Below are 18,318 nucleotides of genomic sequence, written 5' to 3'. Positions count from 1 at the left end.
AGGAGGTGAGAACAATGCTGCGCAGGAATCAGAGGGGCTTCACCCTCGTCGAGCTCATGATCGTCGTCATCATCGTGGGTATCCTGGCCGCCGTGGCTATCCCGATGTATCAGGGTGCCACCGAGCGCGCCAAGGCGTCGGAGGCGGTGGCCGCCCTCGGCACGATCCGGGGCGCCATGCGCGTCTACTTCGCGGAGCACGGCACGTACGTGAACGCGAACTTCACGGACGGCGATCAGGTGACCAACGGCGGTGTCCTGGACGTCAGTGACAACGACCTGTTGGGCCGCTATTTCAGCACCGAGTGCTACACGTTCGATGGCGACGCGACTGCCAACGCGTTCACGATCGAGTGCGACGGCGCCAACAGCACGGCGACGAACGCTGCTGAGGTCGCGGACATCGTTCGTACGATCAACGAAGACGGCGACATCACGAATGGCTAGCCGGCCATGCGCGCGGGGGTGGCGCATGAGCGTCACCCCCGCCGTACGGCGGGAGGAGGAGTGCCGAGGCCAGCACCGCTGTCGCTTCCGAGGGGCGCCTTCGCGAGAAGGCGCGCGGCATTGGTGGGGTAGGGCGAGGTGACGGACATGCACAGACGCAGCAACAGAGGCTTCACGCTCGTCGAGCTCCTGATCGTCGTGATGGTCGTCGGCATCCTGGCGGCGGTGGCCATCCCCATGTATCAGATCGTGCCGGAGCGGTCGCGCGCCACGGAGGCCATGTCGGGGCTCGGCCTCGCGAGGAAGGCGATGCGGGCGCACTACGCCGAGCACGGAACCTACGAGCACGCGTCCTTCACGGACGGAGCGCTCGTGACCGTGGGCGGGGTTCTCGGGGTCACCGACAGCGATCTTCTTGGAAGGTGGTTCAGCGCCGAGTGCTACACCTTCGACGGGGCGCCGGGGGCGAACACGTACACGATCAAGTGCGACGGCGACCACAGCGTTGCGCCGTACGCGGCCGAGGCCGCCCGCATCGTGAGGACGATCAACCAGGACGGCGACCTGCTCGCGGAGTAACGACCCGCGAGCGGCGCACCGGTTCGCCCGTCCTCCGGCGGGGCAGGGGGAGCGGTTCGTTTGCGCAACTGTGAATTCAGGAACATCCTCGGCCTCGACGTGGGCTCGAGGTCGGTCAAGCTGATCGAGCTGGGTCACGCGTCCGGAGGGCTTGAGCTCCGGAGCATCGCGATGGCCGTCGTCGAGGACCGCGGAGCGGGCCCGTGCTACGCGGAGGCCGTGGAGAGCGTCCTCGAGACGGCCGGCGTGTCCACCAAGCGCGTCGCGACGGCCGTCAGCGGTCAGCACGTGGCGGTGCGCGGGTTCCAGTTCCCGAAGCTCGCTCCGAACGAGCTCGACGGCGCCGTCTGGTACGAGGGAAGCCAGGTCATCCCGTTCGACATCAAGGACGCCTACGTCGACTACTCGATCGTGCGATCGGCAGCCTCCGAGGCGGCGGGGAGGACCGACGTGGTCTTCGTGGCCGCGACGCGGGCCCAGGTTGACGAGCGGCTCAGGCTGCTCAAGGGGTGCGGGCTCGAGCCGCGCCGCGTCACCGTGGACGCTCTGGCGCTTCTGGACGCCGCGCTCTCCGAGCCCGGCGTCCCGGAGACGGTCGCCGTCCTCGACGTCGGCGCGACGACCTCGAGCATCGGGATCGCGCGGGCGGGGACGCTGCCGGTCGTGCGCGACATCGACGTCGCGGGAAACGCGTACACGCAGGCCGTGGCGCAGGCGCTCGGCGTGTCGTTCGCGGAGGCGGAGCGCGCGAAGGTCGTGGAGTCCGCGAGGAACCCCATGGTCATCTACGCCATCGAGGGCGTGACGAAACAGCTTGCCGGCGAGATCTCGAGATCGCTCGCGTACTACCAGACCAGGGACCACGGCACGCAGGTTGACGCGATCTTCCTCTGCGGCGGGTGCTCGCAGCTTCCGGGGCTTGCCGAGGCCATCGCGGAGGAGACCGGCACGACGGTGCGTCACTGGAACGCGCTCGAGCGCGTCCGGATCGACGAGCACCGGTTCGACCGGACGGCCGTGAACGAGCTTGCGCCGTTCGCCTCGCTCGCGGCGGCGCTGGCGGCCAAGAACGACGTGAGCTGACGGGGCGGTGGAATGTACGACGTCAACCTGATCAGAAAGCGCATCGTACCCGAGCGGCAGAAGAAGGTGATCTTCTCCGTGGTCTCCTTCTCCGTCCTCGTGTACGTGCTGACGTTCCTGGGCGTCGCCTGCTTCTCGTTCGTCAACTTCAGGATGATCGACGTGTACGCAAGCGAGATCGACGGACTTCAGGACAACCTCGCGGCGCTCTATCCCGGCACGCCGACCCGCGACGAGCTCTCGACGATGCTGAGCCGCGTCCGACCGGACCTTCGGGAGATCGAGGGGTTGCTCGACAAGCGCCCGGCGGTGTCGGTGCTGTGGGAGGGCATCGTCCGCTGTCTTCCCGAGGGTGTCTGGCTGGAGAGCGTGCGCGTCACGACGGCGGCGCAGCAGTCAGACGGCGCGAAGAAGCGGGGCAAGGGCGAGGCCAAGGCGGGCGGCATCGTGATCAGGGGGTACGCCGTGGCCAGCCAGGCGGGGCGCGGTTCGACGATGATCAGCGAGTTCACCATGCAGCTCGAGGCCGACCCGGCGTTCAAGGACCGCCTGACCAACGTGAAGTCCGCGGAGAAGGGGATCGAGCGTGCGGGCGGTTCGAGCGTCGTGGGCTTCGAGGTCACGGGCGACTTCAAGCGTTGAGGAGTTCGGTCGCCGCGCGCCGGCTTGGAGCGGCGGGCGGTCGGACGGATGGACAGAAGGACCTGTCCACAGGGGACGGATGGCACTCCAGCACGCCACGCACGACGTCGGGGGGGCGACGCACGAGACGGCGTCGCCTGGGGAGAAGACCGCCGGCGCTGCCGCGCCCGCAGGGACGGGCGGCCCGAAGGGCCGCGTCCTGCGGACGCTGTGCGCCGCGTTCCGTCCTCACTCGCGGGCGGGACGCTCGATGTGGAGGACGGTGGCCGTTGCGGCCCTGACGTACATTGTCGCGATCAACCTCTCCTACTTCCTCGTCCTCAAGCCGGTCTGGTCGCGCCTGAACACGCTCGTGGAGAAGAAGGGCGTCATCCAGGACTTCCTGGTCGTGAGGGAGTCGGCGGCGGCGGTGTCGCGCTTCAAGGACGGCCTCATGCGCGGCGACCAGCGGATGACCGTCGTGGCCGAGTTCGAGGACCTCGCGCAGGAGGCGGGACTGCGGATGACCGGCGAACCGGGGCTCCTGCAGCCGAGGGAGATCTCGAAGAGGATCATGGAGTATCCGGTGGAGATCGACCTCCGAGGGACATACCACGACGTGGGCCGCTTCCTGAGCCTGCTCGCCGCTTCGCCGCGGTGCCCGAGCGTGAGCGACGTCGAGGTGACGGCCCGCGAGGGCGGATCGGGGCAGTGCGACGTGCGGCTGCGGATCGGCGTCGCGGCGTGGGTGGACTAGCGAAGTCGGCGCGCGCCCGGCACCGGGCCGGAGAGAGCGCAGGCATGACCAACACGGCAGGCGACAGGAAGAAGCTGCTCATCGTCGCGGGGCTGGCCGCCGCCCTCATCGCGGTCGTCGTGCTGCGCGTGCTCCCCGGCGGCGCGAAGCCCGGCAGCACGGCCTCGGCGTCGCCCATCCCCAGCATCCTCGAACCGCGCCCTGCCAGCGAGCTGGACGCGGATCCGAAGCACCTTCAGGCCGTGGCCAAGGTGGCCAAGGCAAGAGCCGGCGAGCCCTACGCAGGCGACGACCTGAGGGACCCGATGGTCCCGCTCGCGGGCGCCCGCACGGCGAGGAGCCGCGACGAGGAGCGGCCGCCGGAGCCGGCGCCCGTGACGCTGCCTCCGATGTCGCTGTACGGCATCGTGTGGGATCCCGTGACCCCCGTGGCGCTCATCGACGGCGACGGAGTGCACGTCGGCGACACCGTGAAGGGGGCGAAGGTCGTGTCGATCGACAGGAACCGTGTCGTGCTCTCGTACAGGTCGAGGCAGTTCGTCTTGACCGTTGAGTGAGGAGGCTCATCATGTTCGCTGTCAACCGCGCCATGGGTTGGAAGGTCGGCGCGGTCGCGTTCCTCACGGCGCTTCTGCTTCTCGCCGTCGCTCCAGCGGCGCAGGCCCAGGAGACCGTGACGGGGGCGACCGACGACGGGTCGAGGGTTCGAGGTCAGAGGATCTCGCTCAACCTCCAGGACGTGACCCTGGGCAACGTGCTCAAGGTCATGACGCAGAAGTCCGGCATCAACTTCCTGATCGGGTCCGATCTCGTCGGGAGGAGCATCAACGTCTATCTCGAGGACGTCCTCGTCGAGGACGCGCTCGCGGCCATCATGCGCGCGAACGGCCTGTGGTACACGCGCCTCAAGGGAACGAACATCTACGTGATCATGGAGGCGCCCGACGGACCGCCGGTCGCGACGGTCACCGAGGTGCTCCACGCCAACTACGCGAGCGCGGGCGAGCTCGAGCCGACCGTGAAGGCGATCCTGACGAGCGCGGGCAGCATCGTCGTGGACAAGCGGACGAACTCGCTCGTCGTGTCCGACATCCCCGAGAACATGCCCACGCTGCAGTCGCTCGTGAAGGAGCTCGACGCTCCGACGGGCCAGGTCCTCATCGAGGCGAGGGTCGTGGAGTTCTCCGAGGACGCCTCGTCGCGCCTCGGCATCTCGTGGGAGTACGGCGACTTCGAGAGCGGGAGCGGGGGCGGGGGGGGCGCGGTCTCCTACGGGACCACGTTCAACAACAGCACGGCGGACGAGGGCATCCTGAGCCTCTCGATCGGCAAGTGGGCTTCGTTCCTTGAGTTGCAGGACCTGTCGGCGGCCATCTCCGCCATGCAGAAGGAAGGCCTCGCCGAGGTCCTCGCCGAGCCGCGCGTGCTCACGGTGGACAACAAGGAAGCGGTCATCGAAATCACCCAGCGCATGGCGCTCGCGAAGAAGGTCACGTACCGCGAGGGCGGCCAGGAGTCGACCGTCGAGCCGATCTTCGGCGACGTCGGCGTGACCCTCAAAGTGACGCCCAACATCAACAACGACCAGTTCGTCACCATGACCATCGAGCCGACGGTGAGCTCGGCGCAGCGGTCGTCCTTCTTCCCGAACGAGGCCGTGGACACGAGGCAGCGCACGGCAAGGACGACCGTGATGGTCAAGGACGCGCAGACGGTCGTGATCGGCGGGCTTCTCAGGAAGGACGTCGTGAGGACGGACTTCAAGGTGCCGCTCCTCGGGGACATCCCGATCCTCGGGCACCTCTTCCGCAAGAGCGAGGACTCTGAGACGAGGACCGAGGTCGTGGTGTTCCTCACGCCGCGGATCCTCGACGCCGACGCGCTCCAGAGGATGAGTCAGCAGCAGCAGCAGCGCATGATCGAGAGGTTCGGGGAGTGACCGTGGTCGCGGCGGCCCTCTTCATCATCGGCTGCATCTTCGGGAGCTTCCTGAACGTCGTGGCATACCGGGCGCCGCGCGGGCGGTCGATCGTGCATCCACCGTCGGCCTGTCCCGCCTGCGGCGCCCGCGTCCGTCCCTGGGACAACGTGCCGGTCCTGAGCTTCCTCCTCCTGCGCGGGCGGTGCAGGGACTGCGGGGCGCGGATCTCGCCGCGCTACCCCGTGGTGGAGCTCCTGGGCGGCGCCGTGCCGCTCCTTCTGTGGCTACGCTACGGGGCGGGGGCGGAGCTGGCGATCCTGTGGCCGCTCTCGTACGTGCTCATCGTGCTCTCCGTCATCGACCTCGACTCCCGGATCCTGCCTGACAGGGTGACGCTTCCCGGCATCGCCGTCGGACTCATCGTCTCGCCGCTCCTCGGCATGACGACCTTCGTCGAGTCGCTCATCGGGGCGGTGGTGGGTGGCGGGGCGCTCCTCCTCGTCGCTCTCCTGGGCGACGCCGTGTTCCGGAAGGAGAGCATGGGCGGCGGCGACATCAAGCTCGCCGCCATGCTGGGGGCGTTCCTCGGCTGGAAGCTGTGCCTGGTCCTGCTCTTCGTGGCCTTCTTTGCGGGAGCCGTGGTGGGCGTGGCGACGATCGCGGTCAGGGGAAGGCAGTGGGATCGGACCGTTCCCTTCGGTCCGTTCATCGCCTTCGGCGCATTCAGCGCCTCGCTCTGGGGCGACGCGCTCCTCAGGTGGTACCTGTCGATCTTCCGCTAGAGGGTGAACCGGTCCGATGGTGGGTGAGGGCCCGCAGGTCCAGCGATGGACCCGCGGGCCCCCCGGCGTCATGCGCCGATGAGCGTCGTGATGGAGATGCTGTCGCGCGGGGCGGCGAGCGGCCACCGCATCTTGACCTCGACGACCTTGGCTTTCACGGAGTCCCCGGGGCTCGGCCACGCGACGGGGATGACGCTCCACGTGAGGGAGCCGAGCACGTCGTTGGCGGCATCCTCGTCGCCGCGCGTGTTCAGGACGATCGACGGGTTCGCCGGATGCGTCCCGGACCCCAGGTTCACGCTCGAGACGTCGGCGTCGCTCCCGAGCGCCCCGTACCCGGCCCTCAGGAGCTGCTCCACCTTCCGCTCGACCAGGCCGATGGCCATGCGCTTCTCGCCCCGGTGCGCCGCGAGCATCCTGCCCGACACGAGCGTGTTGAACATCGGCACGACGAGCATGGCGAGGATGAACGCCGAGACGAGGATCTCGACCATCGTCGCGCCTCTCGCCGAGCGAAGCGCGCGGCGGCGCGCCCGCGCCCCTGTCCGCGTGTGTGCCCTTGCCATCCCGATGCCTCCCGTTCGCATGGCGGTCAGTTCCTGCAGGACACCGATGACGACATGAGCGTCATCTGGTCGTCGCTCGTGTTGTCCGGGGTCCCGCGGTCGTCCACGAGCGTGATGTCGATGTTGACCGTCCTCCCGTCCGACGTGAACCCGACGGAAGACACGTTCGGCACGACGACGTCCCCGTTCGCGTCGAGGAGCGAGCAGCCTCCCCGGTAGTAGACCGCGCCGAGGGACTCGCCGCCCGCGGTCTCGTAGTACACGTTGAGGGAGTCGCCGTCCCCGGCGACGATGACCGACGACGCCTCGCGGATGCTGCGGGTGACGACGTCCATGGCCAGCGACGCCTCGCGCTGGATGTGCGCGAGGCCGGCCGTTCCCTGCCACGACCGCAGCGTCCCCACGTACGTCGCGATGCCGGCGCCGATCACGGTGGCGGTGACGGCGATCATCGCGATCATCTCCACGATGCTGAAGCCCGCCTGCGCGCGCGCCGGGTCCGGCTGTCGCCTACGCATTGGTCACCTCCCGCCACGCGAGCCTGTAGTACTTGCCGGTGAGGAAGTAGCCCGGCGGCTGGATCACGTTGAACCTGGGATCGTAGCGGTAGTTCTTCGCGTACCCGGTGCTGATGACAACCTGGCCGTTTCTTATCGTGCCCGTCCCGACCGCGCCGCGGAACTTCTGGATGATGCCGCCGTGGACCGTGAGAGTGCCGCGGGGCGACCCGGACCTGTGGTTCTGCGCCTGGAACGACGTGTTGAGCGCCATCATATGGGCGTGGATGGTGCAGTCCGTCCGGTTCGGGGTGTTGTCGGCGACGATGATGTTCCTCTCGGAGATGAGACCCAGGAGGTCGTCGCACCCCGGGAGCGGTCCGTCGGCGTTGCTGTCCCGGTACCGGACGTCGTCTGTGATGTACATGTCCAGCGAGGACCCGATCGTCAGGCTCCCGTCGAGGATCCCCATCACCCGTGTCTGGCCGGTGACGAACACGACACCGTTGATCGTGGAGAGCTGCACGTCCGTCCACGTGCTGCCCCCGATCGGGCGATAGCTCAGGTACCCGTACATCCGCGAGCCGCCGTTGAGCCGCGAGAGCTCGATCTCCGTGTTGCCGGTGATCGGGAGCCCCCCGACCGCCGCCAGTGTGCGGAGGTCATCGAGGCAGTCGGGAAGGTCGATCGAGGTCGTGCCGAGCTCGTATCCGCTGCCGAACACGGGAACGTCGTGGGGCGGGTTGCTCGCGGCCGCCGATTCCACGTGGTTGTAGTAATCGTTGTTGTAGAACATGAAGCTCGGGTTGTGCGCGGGGTCGGGGTCATCCGGGCCGCCGTACGCGCTCGAGACCCGGCCCATGAACGTCGGGTTGCCCCAGAGGTGCAGCCGTCCGTTCGTGTGGAGGGCGCCGTTGAGCATGTCGTGCGAGCAGAACCAGACGGGCGTCGTCGAGCCCGGCAGGCGCTCGTCCTCCGTGAAGTAGATGAACTGCGCGTACGACTGCGTCATGACGTCGCACTCGACGACCCTTGTCTTGTCGCCGGCGCTGGCCGACGAGCGGATCGTGAAGTACTTCCTCAACCGCGCGGGGTTGTCGGGGTCGGGGAGGACCGATACGGCGTACGTCCCGCACGCGAGCGTGTCGGGGCCCGCCCCGAGAGGCTGGAACTCCGAGGTGTGCGTCGGCGGGTCCGGCTGAGCCTCGAGCCAGCTGTAGGCCCGGGCGAGGCCCGCCTCGGCAAGGTAGAGCGCCTGCGAGCGGCGGGCGGCGTGCGTGGCCAGCCCCGCGTCCGGAGCCCCGAACTCGAAGACCGAGGCGACGGTGATCAGCATGATGATGGCCAGCAGCATCACCACCACAAGTGTCGATCCCGAATCGCCCCTGATGAGGGTTCGAATGGTGGTTCTCATGGCAGCCTCCTCCCGGGTATCTGAGCGCACGCTGTCAGAGCGGCGTCCCGACATGTGGCCTGCCGGCCTTGCGGTACGCTCGGGAGCGCTCTTTCTCTCCAGGCTGCACAGACTGTGCCACGTCTCAAGTGTTACGGCTTCGAGGGGACCGGCTAATCTATTATGGGAATGTACGTTAGGCGAGTGCAGTCATGTTTCTCGGCAGGATGTGTGCCATGTCAAGAAAAAGACCCGCTCCCTGGGGAGCGGGCCCTCGCACCTGAGGCTGTCCGGGCAAGCCGAGGCCTACCAGCCCGATCTCTCGGGATAGGCAGCGATGACCATGCCCTCGGCGCGCTCGTCGCCGACGTTCTCGAGGCGGTAGCCGCGGTCGAACTTGAACTGCACCGTGTCGCCCTCGCGGATGACGACGCTCTGATCCTCGATGGTGGCGCGGATCATCCCGGACATGCAGAGGACCACGACCTCTCCCATGCCGGGGGGGCGGTTGATCGTCTCGCCGACGTTGATGAACCCGTAGGCGACGTGCATCGTGCTCCACGGCGCGCCGCCCGTCACGGTCTCCCCAACGACAACGTGGCCGTCCGTGCCGCAGCGGTACTCCTTCGGCCGCGCGTCCCGCCGCGTGAGCTTGACGCGCGTCGGCTCGGACTCCTCGACGAAGTACGCGGGCCGCTCGCCGAGGGCCGCGGCGATCTTCTGAAGGCAGCCGATGGTCGGAGACGTGCTGCCGCGCTCGATCTCGGAGATGTGCGTCGCCGACATGCCGGACTTCACGGCAACGTCCTTCAGCGTCATGTTGTGACGAAAGCGGGCGAGTCGCAGCCTGCGCCCCACCTCTTGCTTCGATGGCATCGTCGCCGTCCTCTCTGCCGCATCAGACCGGGATGAGCACAGGCGCTGCCATGATCCAGAGGCTCTCGGCCTCCTCGTCGCCCACGACCTCGGCAGCAAACCCGTCGTCCATCCTGGTCTGCAGTGTGTCGCCTTCCCGCAGCGTCCAGCTCTGATCGCAAACGGTAACCCTGATCGCGCCCCTGACGCAGAGAACCACGATCTCCCCGATGCGTGGCTCGGCGTCGCCGCTCTCACCGGGGGGACCGACCCTTCGCATGACCTGAACGTATCCGCCCCGGATGCCTGCGGTGACGAACTCGATCGGCGTCGGCGCTCCGCCCACCGTGCGCGTCACGAAGCTGCAGCGGGACGCCGCGGGAGTGAACTTCACGGGCTCGATGATGTCCTCTCGGACGAAGTGGGACGGGTTCTCGCCGAGCGCCGCGGCAATGCGCTGGAGCGCACCGATGGTGGGAGAGGTCTTGCCCCTCTCGACCTCGGAGATGTGCGTGGCCGACATGCCGCACCGGGTCGCCACCTGCTTGAGCGTGAGGTTCTTCTCGAAGCGGGCCACCCTGAGCCGTCTTCCCAGTTCCTCTTTCGTCGGCATCTGAGATCCGAGCCCCCTCTTCGCGTTGCCGGTCTTCCGCCGCCATCTGGATGCCTGCGGGCGCCGGGCCGCGAGCTAGCATGTGCGAAACGGCGCTTCATGTGACATGCGCTCTCTGTCAGCGCCAGTGCCGGTAATCTAGCGCAATACAGGATTCCGGTCAAGAGGCTTGTGTGACCGTAATCGGGGAGCCGGCGGAACGCCACCGGCATGCCTGTGGCCGTGGCCCGTCCGCCAGGCGAACCTTGACACCGCACGCAGAGCGCTGATAGCCTCCTGTGTCGGCCCGGTTTTGCCCCGGCGGCACGCGTCCCTGTTGACGCAGCGATGGCGGTTCCCTCCCAGGGAGGCACACGTGATCAGCGATCTCCAGGACGTCTTCTCGGTCAACGCCAAGGGCATGCAGAAGTCCGTGATCCGGGAGCTCCTCAAGCTCACGCTCAGGCCCGAGATCATCTCCTTCGCCGGGGGTCTGCCGGACCCGAAGGCGTTCCCCACCGACGAGGTGGCAGGCATCACCGCGGACGTCCTCCGGCGAGATGGCGCGAGCGTGCTCCAGTACGGGCCGACCGAGGGTGACCCGCGCCTCAAGGCGCAGATCATCGCCCACCACGAGCAGCAGGACAGGATCACGCTCAAGCAGGAGAACGTGCTCATCACGGTGGGGTCCCAGCAGGGTCTCGACCTCGTGGCCAGGATCTTCGTCGACATCGGCGATGTCGTCATCGTGGGGCTGCCGTCGTACGTCGGTGGGCTTCAGGCGTTCTCCGGGTACGGCGCGCGCATGGTCGGCGTGCCGCTTGACGACCACGGCACGCGCGTGGATCTGGTCGAGCGCGAGCTCGAGAAGCTCCGCAAGATGGGGAAGAAGCCGAAGTTCATCTACGAGGTCCCCGACTTCCAGAACCCGGCCGGCATCACGATGACGGAGGACCGCCGGCTCAAGCTCCTGGACCTCGCCAAGCGCTACGACGTCCTCATCCTCGAGGACAGCCCGTACCGGGAGCTGCGCTACGAAGGCGAGCCCGTGAAGCCGATCTTCAAGCTCGACGGCAACGGGCAGGTCATCGGCCTGTACACGTTCTCGAAGATCCTCTTCCCCGGCATGAGGCTCGGATGGGTCATCGCGGACGAGGCGATCATCCAGAAGCTCGTCACGGCGATGCAGGCCGCGGACCTGTGCCCTCCGTCGTTCAACCAGGCCATCATCGCCGAGTTCGCGGCGAGAGGGCTGCTCGACAAGAACATCGAGAGGGTCAAGGCGATCTACCGGGAGAAGCGGCAGATCATGCTGAAGGCCCTCGAGGACCACATGCCCGACATCCCCGGCCTGCGGTGGACGAAGCCGGACGGCGGGCTCTTCCTCTGGGTCACGCTGCCCGACCACATGGACGCCGACGAGATGTTCTACGAGGCCGTCGAGCAGAACGTCGCGTACGTCGTTGGCTCGGCCTTCCACAGCGACGGCGGCGGACGGAACGCGATGCGCCTCAACTTCTCCTATCCCACGAAGGAGGAGATCGTCGAGGGCGTGAAGCGGTTGGGCAAGGTCATCGAGAGCTACGATCGCGTGAAGGCGAGGGCGCGGCAGCAGATCGCGTCGCCCTGACGCGACTCGTTCGCAGCCACACGCGGAGCGCAGAGGGCGAGGCGGAGGATGTCCTCCGCCTCGCTCGCGGTGTGGGGTGGGGCGCGCCGACGGTCCGTGCGCCGGCCGCCTCTCCCGGGGCCGGGCGTTTGTGGTATCATCTGCCAACTCGCGCGGGGGCGGGAGGCCCAAGGAGAAGCGCTTGGCTGCCGGCGAGAGAGTGCTCGCCATCAACCCGGGCGGCATGACGACGAAGATCGCCGTCTTCGAGGGCGATAAGCGCGTGCTGGACGCGAGCGTCGAGCACACCCGCGAGGAGCTGGCGCGCTTCGAGTCCATCCCCGCGCAGCTGGACCACCGGCGCGCGGCCGTCGAGACGGCGCTCTCCGAACGCGGGCAGATCGGCAGGCCCTTCGACGCCGTCGTCGGCCGCGGGGGGCTGCTCCGCTCCATCCCGAGCGGCACGTACGTCGTGAACGAGGCGATGCTCGAGGACGCGCGGATGGGCTACGCCGGACAGCACGCCTCGAACCTGGGGCCGCTTCTCGCCGACGCTCTTGCGAAGCGACTCGGCGGCCGCGCGCTCGTCGTGGACCCCGTGAGCGTGGACGAGTTTGAGCCGCTGGCGCGCTACTCGGGCCTTCACGGGATCGAGCGCAAGAGCCTCGGGCACGCGCTCAACACGAAGGCGACCGCCAAGAAGGCGGCGCGGCGGCTCGGCAGGCCGCTCGACGCGCTCAACCTCATCGTCGCGCACCTCGGAAGCGGCATCTCCATCACCCCGCTCCGCCGCGGGCGGATGGTGGACGTGAACAACGCCGCGTCCGGCGGGCCGTTCTCCCCCGAGCGCACCGGAGGGCTCCCGCTCATCGAGATGCTGGACTACATGGCGGCGAACGGGGTGTCGCTCGAGCGGATGAAGCGGGTGATCACGCGGGAGGGCGGCCTTCTCTCGTATCTCGGGACCAACGACTTCAAGGACGTGGCGCGCCGGATCGACGAGGGAGACGCGAAGGCGCGCGAGGTCGTCGAGGCGATGGCGTACCAGATCGCCAAGGAGATCGGCGCGATGTCCGCGGCGCTGTCGGGCGAGGTGGATTCGATCGTGCTCACCGGCGCGATGGCGCACTCGCCGCTTCTCGTGGGACTCGTGACGGACCGCGTCTCGTTCATCGCGGGCGTCATGGTGCTGCCCGGCGAGAACGAACTCGAGAGCCTGGCGGCGGGGGCGCTCGAGGTGCTGCGGGGTGTCGAGAGGCCGAGGACATACCCGGCGGGTTAGCGCATCCCGAAAGGAGCGGTCATGGCGAAGCGGGCCGGCGGAAGGTCGAAGAGCGGAGCGGGCGGGCGGCCGCGGGGAAGGGCCGCGAAGCCGCGCGGGCAGGCGAAGCCCCCGTGCGACGCGCCGCGCGTTCCGCCGAGGAGCTTCGAGGAGCTCATGGAGCGCGCGCTCAGGTGCGCGAGGGAGCAGGGCCCCTCGGTGATGGGCGTGGCCGGCGCCGAGGACGCGTGCGCGCTTGCGGCCGCGCACGATGCGTGGAAGCTCGGGCTCGTCGAGCCGGTGCTCGTCGGCGACCCGGACGCGGTCGCGCGGGCGGCGAGGGGCGAGGGCGTCGACATCTCGCGGTGGCGCGTGGTGAAGGCGGCCGACCCCGTCGCGTCGTGCCGGGCCGCGGTCGAGCTCGCGCGGAAGGGCGAGGTGAGCATGCTCATGAAGGGCAAGGTCCAGACGGCCGACCTCATGCGGGCCGCGCTCGACCGCGAGACCGGCATCCGCGCCGGGAGCCTCATGAGCCACATCGCGATGCTGAGCACACCGGAGTTCGGCCGCATCCTCTGCATGTCGGACGGCGGCATCGTGCCCGCGCCGACGCTCGAGCAGAAGGCCGGCATCATCCAGAACTCCGTCGGCGCGATGCGCAAACTCGGGTGGGACTGCCCGAAGGTGGCCGTCGTGTGCGCGTTCGAGCTCGTGAACCCGAAGCTCCAGGCGACGGTGGACGCTGCCGCGCTGGCCAAGATGAACGAGCGCGGACAGATCACGGGCTGCACCGTGGACGGGCCGCTCGGATTCGACAACGCCATCAGCGAGCAGGCGGCCGCGAGCAAGGGCGTCGTAGGCGCCGTCGCGGGCAAGGCGGAGCTCGTCATCTTCTCGGACATCGACGTCGGGAACGTCTTCTACAAGGCGCTCGCCTTCATGACCGGCGGGTCCGAGCACGCGGGGGTCCTGGTCGGGGCGAAGGTGCCCATCGTGATGGCATCGCGCTCCGACGGGGCGGAGATCAAGAGGAACTCGATCGCCGCGGGCGTCGTGATCGCCCACGCGGCCGACGCATGATCGCGAGTTCCGCGAGAGTGGCGGAACCTGGTAGACGCGCCGGACTTAGGATCCGGTAGGGAAAGCCTGTGGGGGTTCGAATCCCCCCTCTCGCACCAGCGACAGGCATCCGAAGCCCGGTGCGCGGCCGGGTCCGGCAGCCCGGGGCCCTGTGCGCAGGCGCCTTTCGGGCATGGTTCATGCAAACCTGAAGGAGACGCTTCTTGCTCGTTCGCGTGGAAGAGGCAGGCGGCTGGAAGAGGAAGCTCCGCGTGGGAGTCCCCGAGGCCGCCGTCGAGAAGAAGTTCGAGGAGCTGCTCGAGGAGCTGACCGGGCGCGTCGAGATGCCCGGGTTTCGCAAGGGCAAGGTGCCGCGCGACCTCCTGGTCCAGCGCTACGGTCAGGCGCTCCGCGCCGACGCCATCGAGGCGCTCATGGCGGGAGCGTACATCGAGGCGGTGAAGGAGGCGGGACTTCGGCCCATCTGCGATCCCGCCGTGCAGGACCTCGAGGCCATCCCGACGGACGGGAAGTACCACTTCACCGCGACGGTCGAGGTGCGGCCCGAGATCGAGCTTAGGGACTACGAGGGGCTCGAGTTCACCGAGCACGTTCCCATCGTCACGAACGTGGACGTCGAGCGGGCGATCGAGTCGCTCAGGGAGCAGCAGGCGGAGCTTGCGTCGGTGGCGCGGCCGTCCGTGCCGGGCGACTACGTCATCATCGACTACGAGCGCCTCGGCGACGGCGGCACGCCGGTTCCGGACTCGAAGTCCGTTGATTATCCGTGCGAGGTGGGCAAGGGGTACATACCTCCCGAGCTCGACGAGGCGCTCGCGGGCGTCTCGGCGGGCGACGAGAAGACGGTGACGCTGACGTTCCCGGCCGATCACCGCGTCGCCGACGTGGCCGGGAAGAGCGTGCCCTTCGCCGTGAAGGTCAAGGAGATCCGCGAGAAGCGGCTGCCTCCCGTGGACGACGCGTTCGCGCGCGCCGTGGCGGGCGGCGAGACCGTGCTCGACCTCAGGGTGCGCGTGCGGAACTCCCTCGAGGCCCAGGCCCGCGCCTTCGCGCGCGGCCGGCTCGAGGAGGAGATCATCGGCGCCATCATCGCGCGGAACCCCTTCGAGCTTCCGGAGTGCCTCGTGGAGGAGCGGCTGGCGGAGATGCACCGGCGGGCCTGCGAGGGACGGGGCGACGAGGAGAAGCCGAAGGAGGACGAGTTCCGGCAGACCTACCGGCCGGTCGTGGAGCACCAGCTCAAGGCGAGCCTGCTCCTCGGGACGATCGCTGAGAAGCACGGGATCAAGGTCGAACCGGGCGACGTCGAGAAGCGCGTCGGCGCGCTCGCCGCGCGCCAGGGCAAGGATCCGGCGCAGCTCATGAGCGACCTCAAGGACACCGAGGCGCTCTCGAAGATCGAGGACGAGCTCTGGCTTGAGAAGGTGCACGATCACATTGTCGCCATCTCGAAGGTCACGACCGAGCTCGTGGACCTTGCCAAGCTGAGGGAAGCCGCTGCGCAGGGCGCCGCCGAGGCCTCAGCGCCGCCGGACGCGAGAGACTGACGCAACCGGAGAGAGGAACCCCATGGGACTTACGCCCTTCGTCATCGAGCAGACGCGGTACGGCGAGCGCTCGTACGACATCTTCTCGCGGCTGCTCCGCGACAACATCGTCTTCGTCGGCATGCCCATCGACGATCGCATCGCGAACACGGTCATCGCGCAGCTCCTGTTCCTCGACGCGCAGGACCCGGACCGCGACATCTACCTCTACATCAACAGCCCCGGCGGCTACGTCGCGTCCGGGCTCGCGATCTACGACACGATGCAGTACATCCGCGCCAACGTGCACACGGTCTGCATGGGGCAGGCCGCGAGCATGGCGGCCGTGCTGCTCGCCGCGGGGACGAAGGGCAAGCGCTCCGCGCTGCCGCACGCGCGGGTCATGATCCACCAGCCGGCGGGCGGCACCGAGGGGCAGGCGACCGACCTCGAGATCTACGCGAAGGAGATCGTCTACATGCGCGAGCGCCTCGTGGACATCCTCGCCGCGCACACGGGCCAGGACGCCGAGCGCATCCGCCGCGACTCCGACAGGAACTTCTTCATGTCGGCCGAGGAGGCGAAGGAGTACGGGATCATCGACCAGGTGATCACGCGCAAGCTCGAGATCGTGAAGAAGTAGCGGTCTTGCGGCCCGCGCCGCGGGCGGTTATCTTGACAGCGCGACACCGCGCGATCGTCACGGGCCTCGGCCCAGGAGCGTCCATGCTTCGCATCCAGCACGACGATGAGATCATCGAGTTCAGCGACAAGCTCCCGATCGTGCCGCTGAGAGACCTCGTGCTCTATCCGAGCATGGTCATCCCGCTGCTCGTCGGCCGGCAGCGGTCGGTGGCGGCGCTCGAAGAGGTCATGCACACCGACAAGATCATGTTCGTCGTCACGCAACGCGAGGTCGAGACGGCGGACCCCGACCCCGACGAGCTGTACCGCGTCGGGACGGTCGTGCGCGTGCTCCAGCTCCTCCGGCTTCCCGACGGCACCATGAAGGTCCTCGTGGAGGGGCTGACCCGGGCGATCGTCAAGCGGTTCACGAAGAGCGAGGCGTACCTGTCGGCGCGCGTCGAGATCCTCGAGGACAAGATCGAGAAGACCGTCGAGACCGAGGCGCTCGTCCGCAGCGTCGGCGGGCAGTTCGAGGAGTACGTCCAGCTCTCGCGGAAGATCCCGCAGGAGATCCTGGTCACCGTCGTCAACATGGAGGACGTGTCGCGCTTCGCCGACACGGTGGCCACGCATCTCGCCGGCCGGCTCGAGGACAAGCAGCAGGTCCTCGAGGCGGAGGACGTCACGCAGCGGCTGCGCGTCCTCGCCCGCGCGCTGTCGGCGGAGCTCGAGATCCTGCGCCTCGAGCGCAAGATCGAGAACCAGGTCCGCGACCAGCTCCAGAAGAGCCAGAAGGAGTTCTACCTCCACCAGCAGATGAAGGCGATCCAGGAGGAGCTCGGGCAGGAGGGCGAGGGCGCCCCCGAGGTCGCCGAGCTCGCCGACGCGATCGCGAAGGCGCACATGAGCGAGGAGGCCGAGAAGAAGGCGATGGCCGAGCTCGAGCGCCTGAAGAAGATGTCGCCGATGTCGCCCGAGGCGACCGTCGTTCGGACCTACATCGAGTGGCTCACGGCGATGCCGTGGGACAAGCGAACGAAGGACCGCGCCGACATCGCGGAGGTCGAGCAGATCCTCGAGGACGACCACTACGGGCTCAAGAAGCCGAAGGAGCGCATCCTCGAGTACCTCGCGGTCCTCAAGCTCATGGAGAAGGTGAAGGGCCCCATCCTGTGCCTCGTCGGCCCGCCCGGCGTGGGGAAGACCTCGCTCGGCCGCTCGATCGGCCGCGCGCTCGGGCGCGAGTTCGTGCGCGTGTCGCTCGGCGGCGTGCGCGACGAGGCGGAGATCCGCGGGCACCGGAGGACCTACATCGGCTCGATGCCGGGGCGCATCATCCAGGGCCTCAAGAAGGCCGGCTCGAAGAACCCGGTCTTTCTGCTCGACGAGGTGGACAAGATGAGTTCGGACTTCCGGGGCGATCCGGCGTCCGCGCTTCTCGAGGTGCTCGACCCGGAGCAGAACTGCACGTTCAACGACCACTACCTCGACGTGGACTTCGACCTCTCGGAGGTCATGTTCATCACGACGGCCAACGTGCTGCACACGGTGCCGCCGGCGCTCGAGGACAGGATGGAAGTCATCCGGCTGCCGGGGTACCTCCGCGACGAGAAGCTCCAGATCGCGAAGAAGTTCCTCGTGCCGAAGCAGCTCGAGGCCAACGGCCTCGTGAAGGCCGGGGTGACGTTCTCCGACAGCGCGCTCTGCCGCATCATCGACGACTACACGCGCGAGGCGGGCGTCAGGAACCTCGAGCGCGAGATCGCGAACATCTGCCGCAAGATCGCGCGCGAGCACGCGGCGTCGAAGCGGCCGACGAAGCAGGTCACGCCGAAGGCCGTGCGCCGGTTCCTCGGCATGGCGAGGTTCCTCTCGCAGGAGGTTCAGACCGAAGCGCGCGTCGGCGTCGCCACCGGCCTTGCGTGGACCAGCGTGGGCGGCGAGCTCCTCACGGTCGAGGCGCTCACGATGAAGGGCGAGGGGAAGCTCATTCTCACGGGCAAGCTCGGCGAGGTCATGCAGGAGTCGGCGAAGGCCGCGCTCTCGTACGCGAAGGCGCACGCGGCCGAGCTCGGCATCGACGACGAGGTCTTCGCGACGACCGACATCCACGTGCACGTGCC

Annotated in this window: 19 protein-coding genes and 1 tRNA gene; 15 read left to right on the top strand and 5 right to left on the bottom strand. The window is 68.2% G+C overall.

The genetic code is table 11. The features are described 5' to 3' along the window. Positions 1 to 17: 17 nt before the first annotated feature. The 8 genes from FJY74_06130 to FJY74_06095 all read left to right on the top strand — a co-directional run bounded on the left by FJY74_06130 (position 18) and on the right by FJY74_06095 (position 6,189). On the top strand, positions 18 to 446 hold the full coding sequence (locus tag FJY74_06130; GenBank protein MBM3307884.1) for a prepilin-type N-terminal cleavage/methylation domain-containing protein: 429 nt from the start codon (positions 18 to 20) through the stop codon (positions 444 to 446). Between the two features lie 147 nt (positions 447 to 593). Continuing rightward, positions 594 to 1,025: a prepilin-type N-terminal cleavage/methylation domain-containing protein gene (locus FJY74_06125; GenBank protein ID MBM3307883.1), complete on the top strand. Its 432-nt coding sequence runs from the start codon at positions 594 to 596 to the stop codon at positions 1,023 to 1,025. A gap of 60 nt (positions 1,026 to 1,085) precedes the next feature. Then, positions 1,086 to 2,108: a type IV pilus assembly protein PilM gene (pilM, locus tag FJY74_06120; protein MBM3307882.1), complete on the top strand. Its 1,023-nt coding sequence runs from the start codon at positions 1,086 to 1,088 to the stop codon at positions 2,106 to 2,108. Positions 2,109 to 2,120: 12 nt separating this feature from the next. Beyond that, on the top strand, positions 2,121 to 2,750 hold the full coding sequence (locus FJY74_06115) for a PilN domain-containing protein (protein MBM3307881.1): 630 nt from the start codon (positions 2,121 to 2,123) through the stop codon (positions 2,748 to 2,750). A gap of 79 nt (positions 2,751 to 2,829) precedes the next feature. After that, positions 2,830 to 3,486 carry a type 4a pilus biogenesis protein PilO gene (gene pilO / locus FJY74_06110; GenBank protein ID MBM3307880.1) on the top strand — a complete coding sequence of 219 codons (657 nt, stop codon included), beginning with the start codon at positions 2,830 to 2,832 and terminating at the stop codon, positions 3,484 to 3,486. Positions 3,487 to 3,530: 44 nt separating this feature from the next. Further along, positions 3,531 to 4,043: a hypothetical protein gene (locus tag FJY74_06105; protein MBM3307879.1), complete on the top strand. Its 513-nt coding sequence runs from the start codon at positions 3,531 to 3,533 to the stop codon at positions 4,041 to 4,043. Positions 4,044 to 4,054: 11 nt separating this feature from the next. Then, positions 4,055 to 5,425, top strand: a complete 1,371-nt coding sequence (locus FJY74_06100) for a hypothetical protein (protein MBM3307878.1) — start codon at positions 4,055 to 4,057, stop codon at positions 5,423 to 5,425. Continuing rightward, positions 5,422 to 6,189: a prepilin peptidase gene (locus tag FJY74_06095; GenBank protein ID MBM3307877.1), complete on the top strand. Its 768-nt coding sequence runs from the start codon at positions 5,422 to 5,424 to the stop codon at positions 6,187 to 6,189. Before FJY74_06100 ends, FJY74_06095 begins: the two co-directional genes overlap by 4 nt. Positions 6,190 to 6,257: 68 nt before the next feature. Here FJY74_06095 and FJY74_06090 read toward each other — a convergent pair whose 3' ends face one another. The 5 genes from FJY74_06090 to FJY74_06070 form a co-directional block, all read right to left on the bottom strand. Continuing rightward, positions 6,258 to 6,755, bottom strand: a complete 498-nt coding sequence (locus tag FJY74_06090; GenBank protein MBM3307876.1) for a hypothetical protein — start codon at positions 6,753 to 6,755, stop codon at positions 6,258 to 6,260. Positions 6,756 to 6,781: 26 nt separating this feature from the next. Further along, positions 6,782 to 7,273 carry a hypothetical protein gene (locus tag FJY74_06085; GenBank protein MBM3307875.1) on the bottom strand — a complete coding sequence of 164 codons (492 nt, stop codon included), beginning with the start codon at positions 7,271 to 7,273 and terminating at the stop codon, positions 6,782 to 6,784. Then, positions 7,266 to 8,666, bottom strand: coding sequence for a DUF4900 domain-containing protein (locus FJY74_06080; protein MBM3307874.1), 1,401 nt, complete (start codon positions 8,664 to 8,666; stop codon positions 7,266 to 7,268). Before FJY74_06080 ends, FJY74_06085 begins: the two co-directional genes overlap by 8 nt. Before the next feature lie 285 nt (positions 8,667 to 8,951). Beyond that, positions 8,952 to 9,521, bottom strand: coding sequence for a helix-turn-helix transcriptional regulator (locus FJY74_06075; protein ID MBM3307873.1), 570 nt, complete (start codon positions 9,519 to 9,521; stop codon positions 8,952 to 8,954). 22 nt (positions 9,522 to 9,543) lie between these two features. Beyond that, entirely contained in the window at positions 9,544 to 10,113 is a 570-nt protein-coding gene (locus FJY74_06070; protein MBM3307872.1) for a helix-turn-helix transcriptional regulator, read from the bottom strand. 355 nt (positions 10,114 to 10,468) lie between these two features. Between FJY74_06070 and FJY74_06065 the strand changes: the two genes are divergently transcribed. From FJY74_06065 to lon, 7 genes are all read left to right on the top strand, one after another. Continuing rightward, on the top strand, positions 10,469 to 11,722 hold the full coding sequence (locus tag FJY74_06065) for a PLP-dependent aminotransferase family protein (GenBank protein ID MBM3307871.1): 1,254 nt from the start codon (positions 10,469 to 10,471) through the stop codon (positions 11,720 to 11,722). A 223-nt stretch (positions 11,723 to 11,945) separates the two neighbouring features. Continuing rightward, the gene (gene buk / locus FJY74_06060) at positions 11,946 to 12,983 is read left to right on the top strand and encodes a butyrate kinase (protein ID MBM3307870.1); all 1,038 of its coding nucleotides are present in this window, start codon (positions 11,946 to 11,948) and stop codon (positions 12,981 to 12,983) included. 21 nt (positions 12,984 to 13,004) lie between these two features. Then, entirely contained in the window at positions 13,005 to 14,042 is a 1,038-nt protein-coding gene (locus FJY74_06055; GenBank protein ID MBM3307869.1) for a bifunctional enoyl-CoA hydratase/phosphate acetyltransferase, read from the top strand. Between the two features lie 11 nt (positions 14,043 to 14,053). Next, positions 14,054 to 14,140 (top strand) — tRNA-Leu (locus tag FJY74_06050). Positions 14,141 to 14,245: 105 nt separating this feature from the next. Beyond that, positions 14,246 to 15,589, top strand: coding sequence for a trigger factor (gene tig, locus FJY74_06045; GenBank protein MBM3307868.1), 1,344 nt, complete (start codon positions 14,246 to 14,248; stop codon positions 15,587 to 15,589). A 22-nt stretch (positions 15,590 to 15,611) separates the two neighbouring features. Continuing rightward, on the top strand, positions 15,612 to 16,211 hold the full coding sequence (clpP, locus tag FJY74_06040) for an ATP-dependent Clp endopeptidase proteolytic subunit ClpP (protein ID MBM3307867.1): 600 nt from the start codon (positions 15,612 to 15,614) through the stop codon (positions 16,209 to 16,211). 83 nt (positions 16,212 to 16,294) lie between these two features. Continuing rightward, positions 16,295 to 18,318: endopeptidase La (gene lon / locus FJY74_06035; protein MBM3307866.1), on the top strand; the 2,024-nt coding region annotated here is incomplete at its 3' end.

The organism is Candidatus Effluviviaceae Genus I sp., assembly GCA_016867725.1.
Lineage (GTDB): Bacteria > Joyebacterota > Joyebacteria > Joyebacterales > Joyebacteraceae > VGIX01.
Note: the sequence above shows the minus strand (reverse complement) of the source record. Positions and strands in the feature narration are given on the sequence as shown.

What these genes read in the sequence shown, in the direction of transcription:
- FJY74_06125 (MBM3307883.1), top strand. Translation starts at nt 594, where the DNA reads ATGCACAGACGCAGCAACAGAGGCTTCACGCTCGTCGAGCTCCTGATC.
- FJY74_06115 (MBM3307881.1), top strand. Translation starts at nt 2,121, where the DNA reads ATGTACGACGTCAACCTGATCAGAAAGCGCATCGTACCCGAGCGGCAG.
- pilO (MBM3307880.1), top strand. Translation starts at nt 2,830, where the DNA reads ATGGCACTCCAGCACGCCACGCACGACGTCGGGGGGGCGACGCACGAG.
- FJY74_06105 (MBM3307879.1), top strand. Translation starts at nt 3,531, where the DNA reads ATGACCAACACGGCAGGCGACAGGAAGAAGCTGCTCATCGTCGCGGGG.
- FJY74_06100 (MBM3307878.1), top strand. Translation starts at nt 4,055, where the DNA reads ATGTTCGCTGTCAACCGCGCCATGGGTTGGAAGGTCGGCGCGGTCGCG.
- FJY74_06090 (MBM3307876.1), bottom strand. Translation starts at nt 6,755, where the DNA reads ATGGCAAGGGCACACACGCGGACAGGGGCGCGGGCGCGCCGCCGCGCG.
- FJY74_06085 (MBM3307875.1), bottom strand. Translation starts at nt 7,273, where the DNA reads ATGCGTAGGCGACAGCCGGACCCGGCGCGCGCGCAGGCGGGCTTCAGC.
- FJY74_06080 (MBM3307874.1), bottom strand. Translation starts at nt 8,666, where the DNA reads ATGAGAACCACCATTCGAACCCTCATCAGGGGCGATTCGGGATCGACA.
- FJY74_06075 (MBM3307873.1), bottom strand. Translation starts at nt 9,521, where the DNA reads ATGCCATCGAAGCAAGAGGTGGGGCGCAGGCTGCGACTCGCCCGCTTT.
- FJY74_06070 (MBM3307872.1), bottom strand. Translation starts at nt 10,113, where the DNA reads ATGCCGACGAAAGAGGAACTGGGAAGACGGCTCAGGGTGGCCCGCTTC.
- buk (MBM3307870.1), top strand. Translation starts at nt 11,946, where the DNA reads ATGACGACGAAGATCGCCGTCTTCGAGGGCGATAAGCGCGTGCTGGAC.
- FJY74_06055 (MBM3307869.1), top strand. Translation starts at nt 13,005, where the DNA reads ATGGCGAAGCGGGCCGGCGGAAGGTCGAAGAGCGGAGCGGGCGGGCGG.
- clpP (MBM3307867.1), top strand. Translation starts at nt 15,612, where the DNA reads ATGGGACTTACGCCCTTCGTCATCGAGCAGACGCGGTACGGCGAGCGC.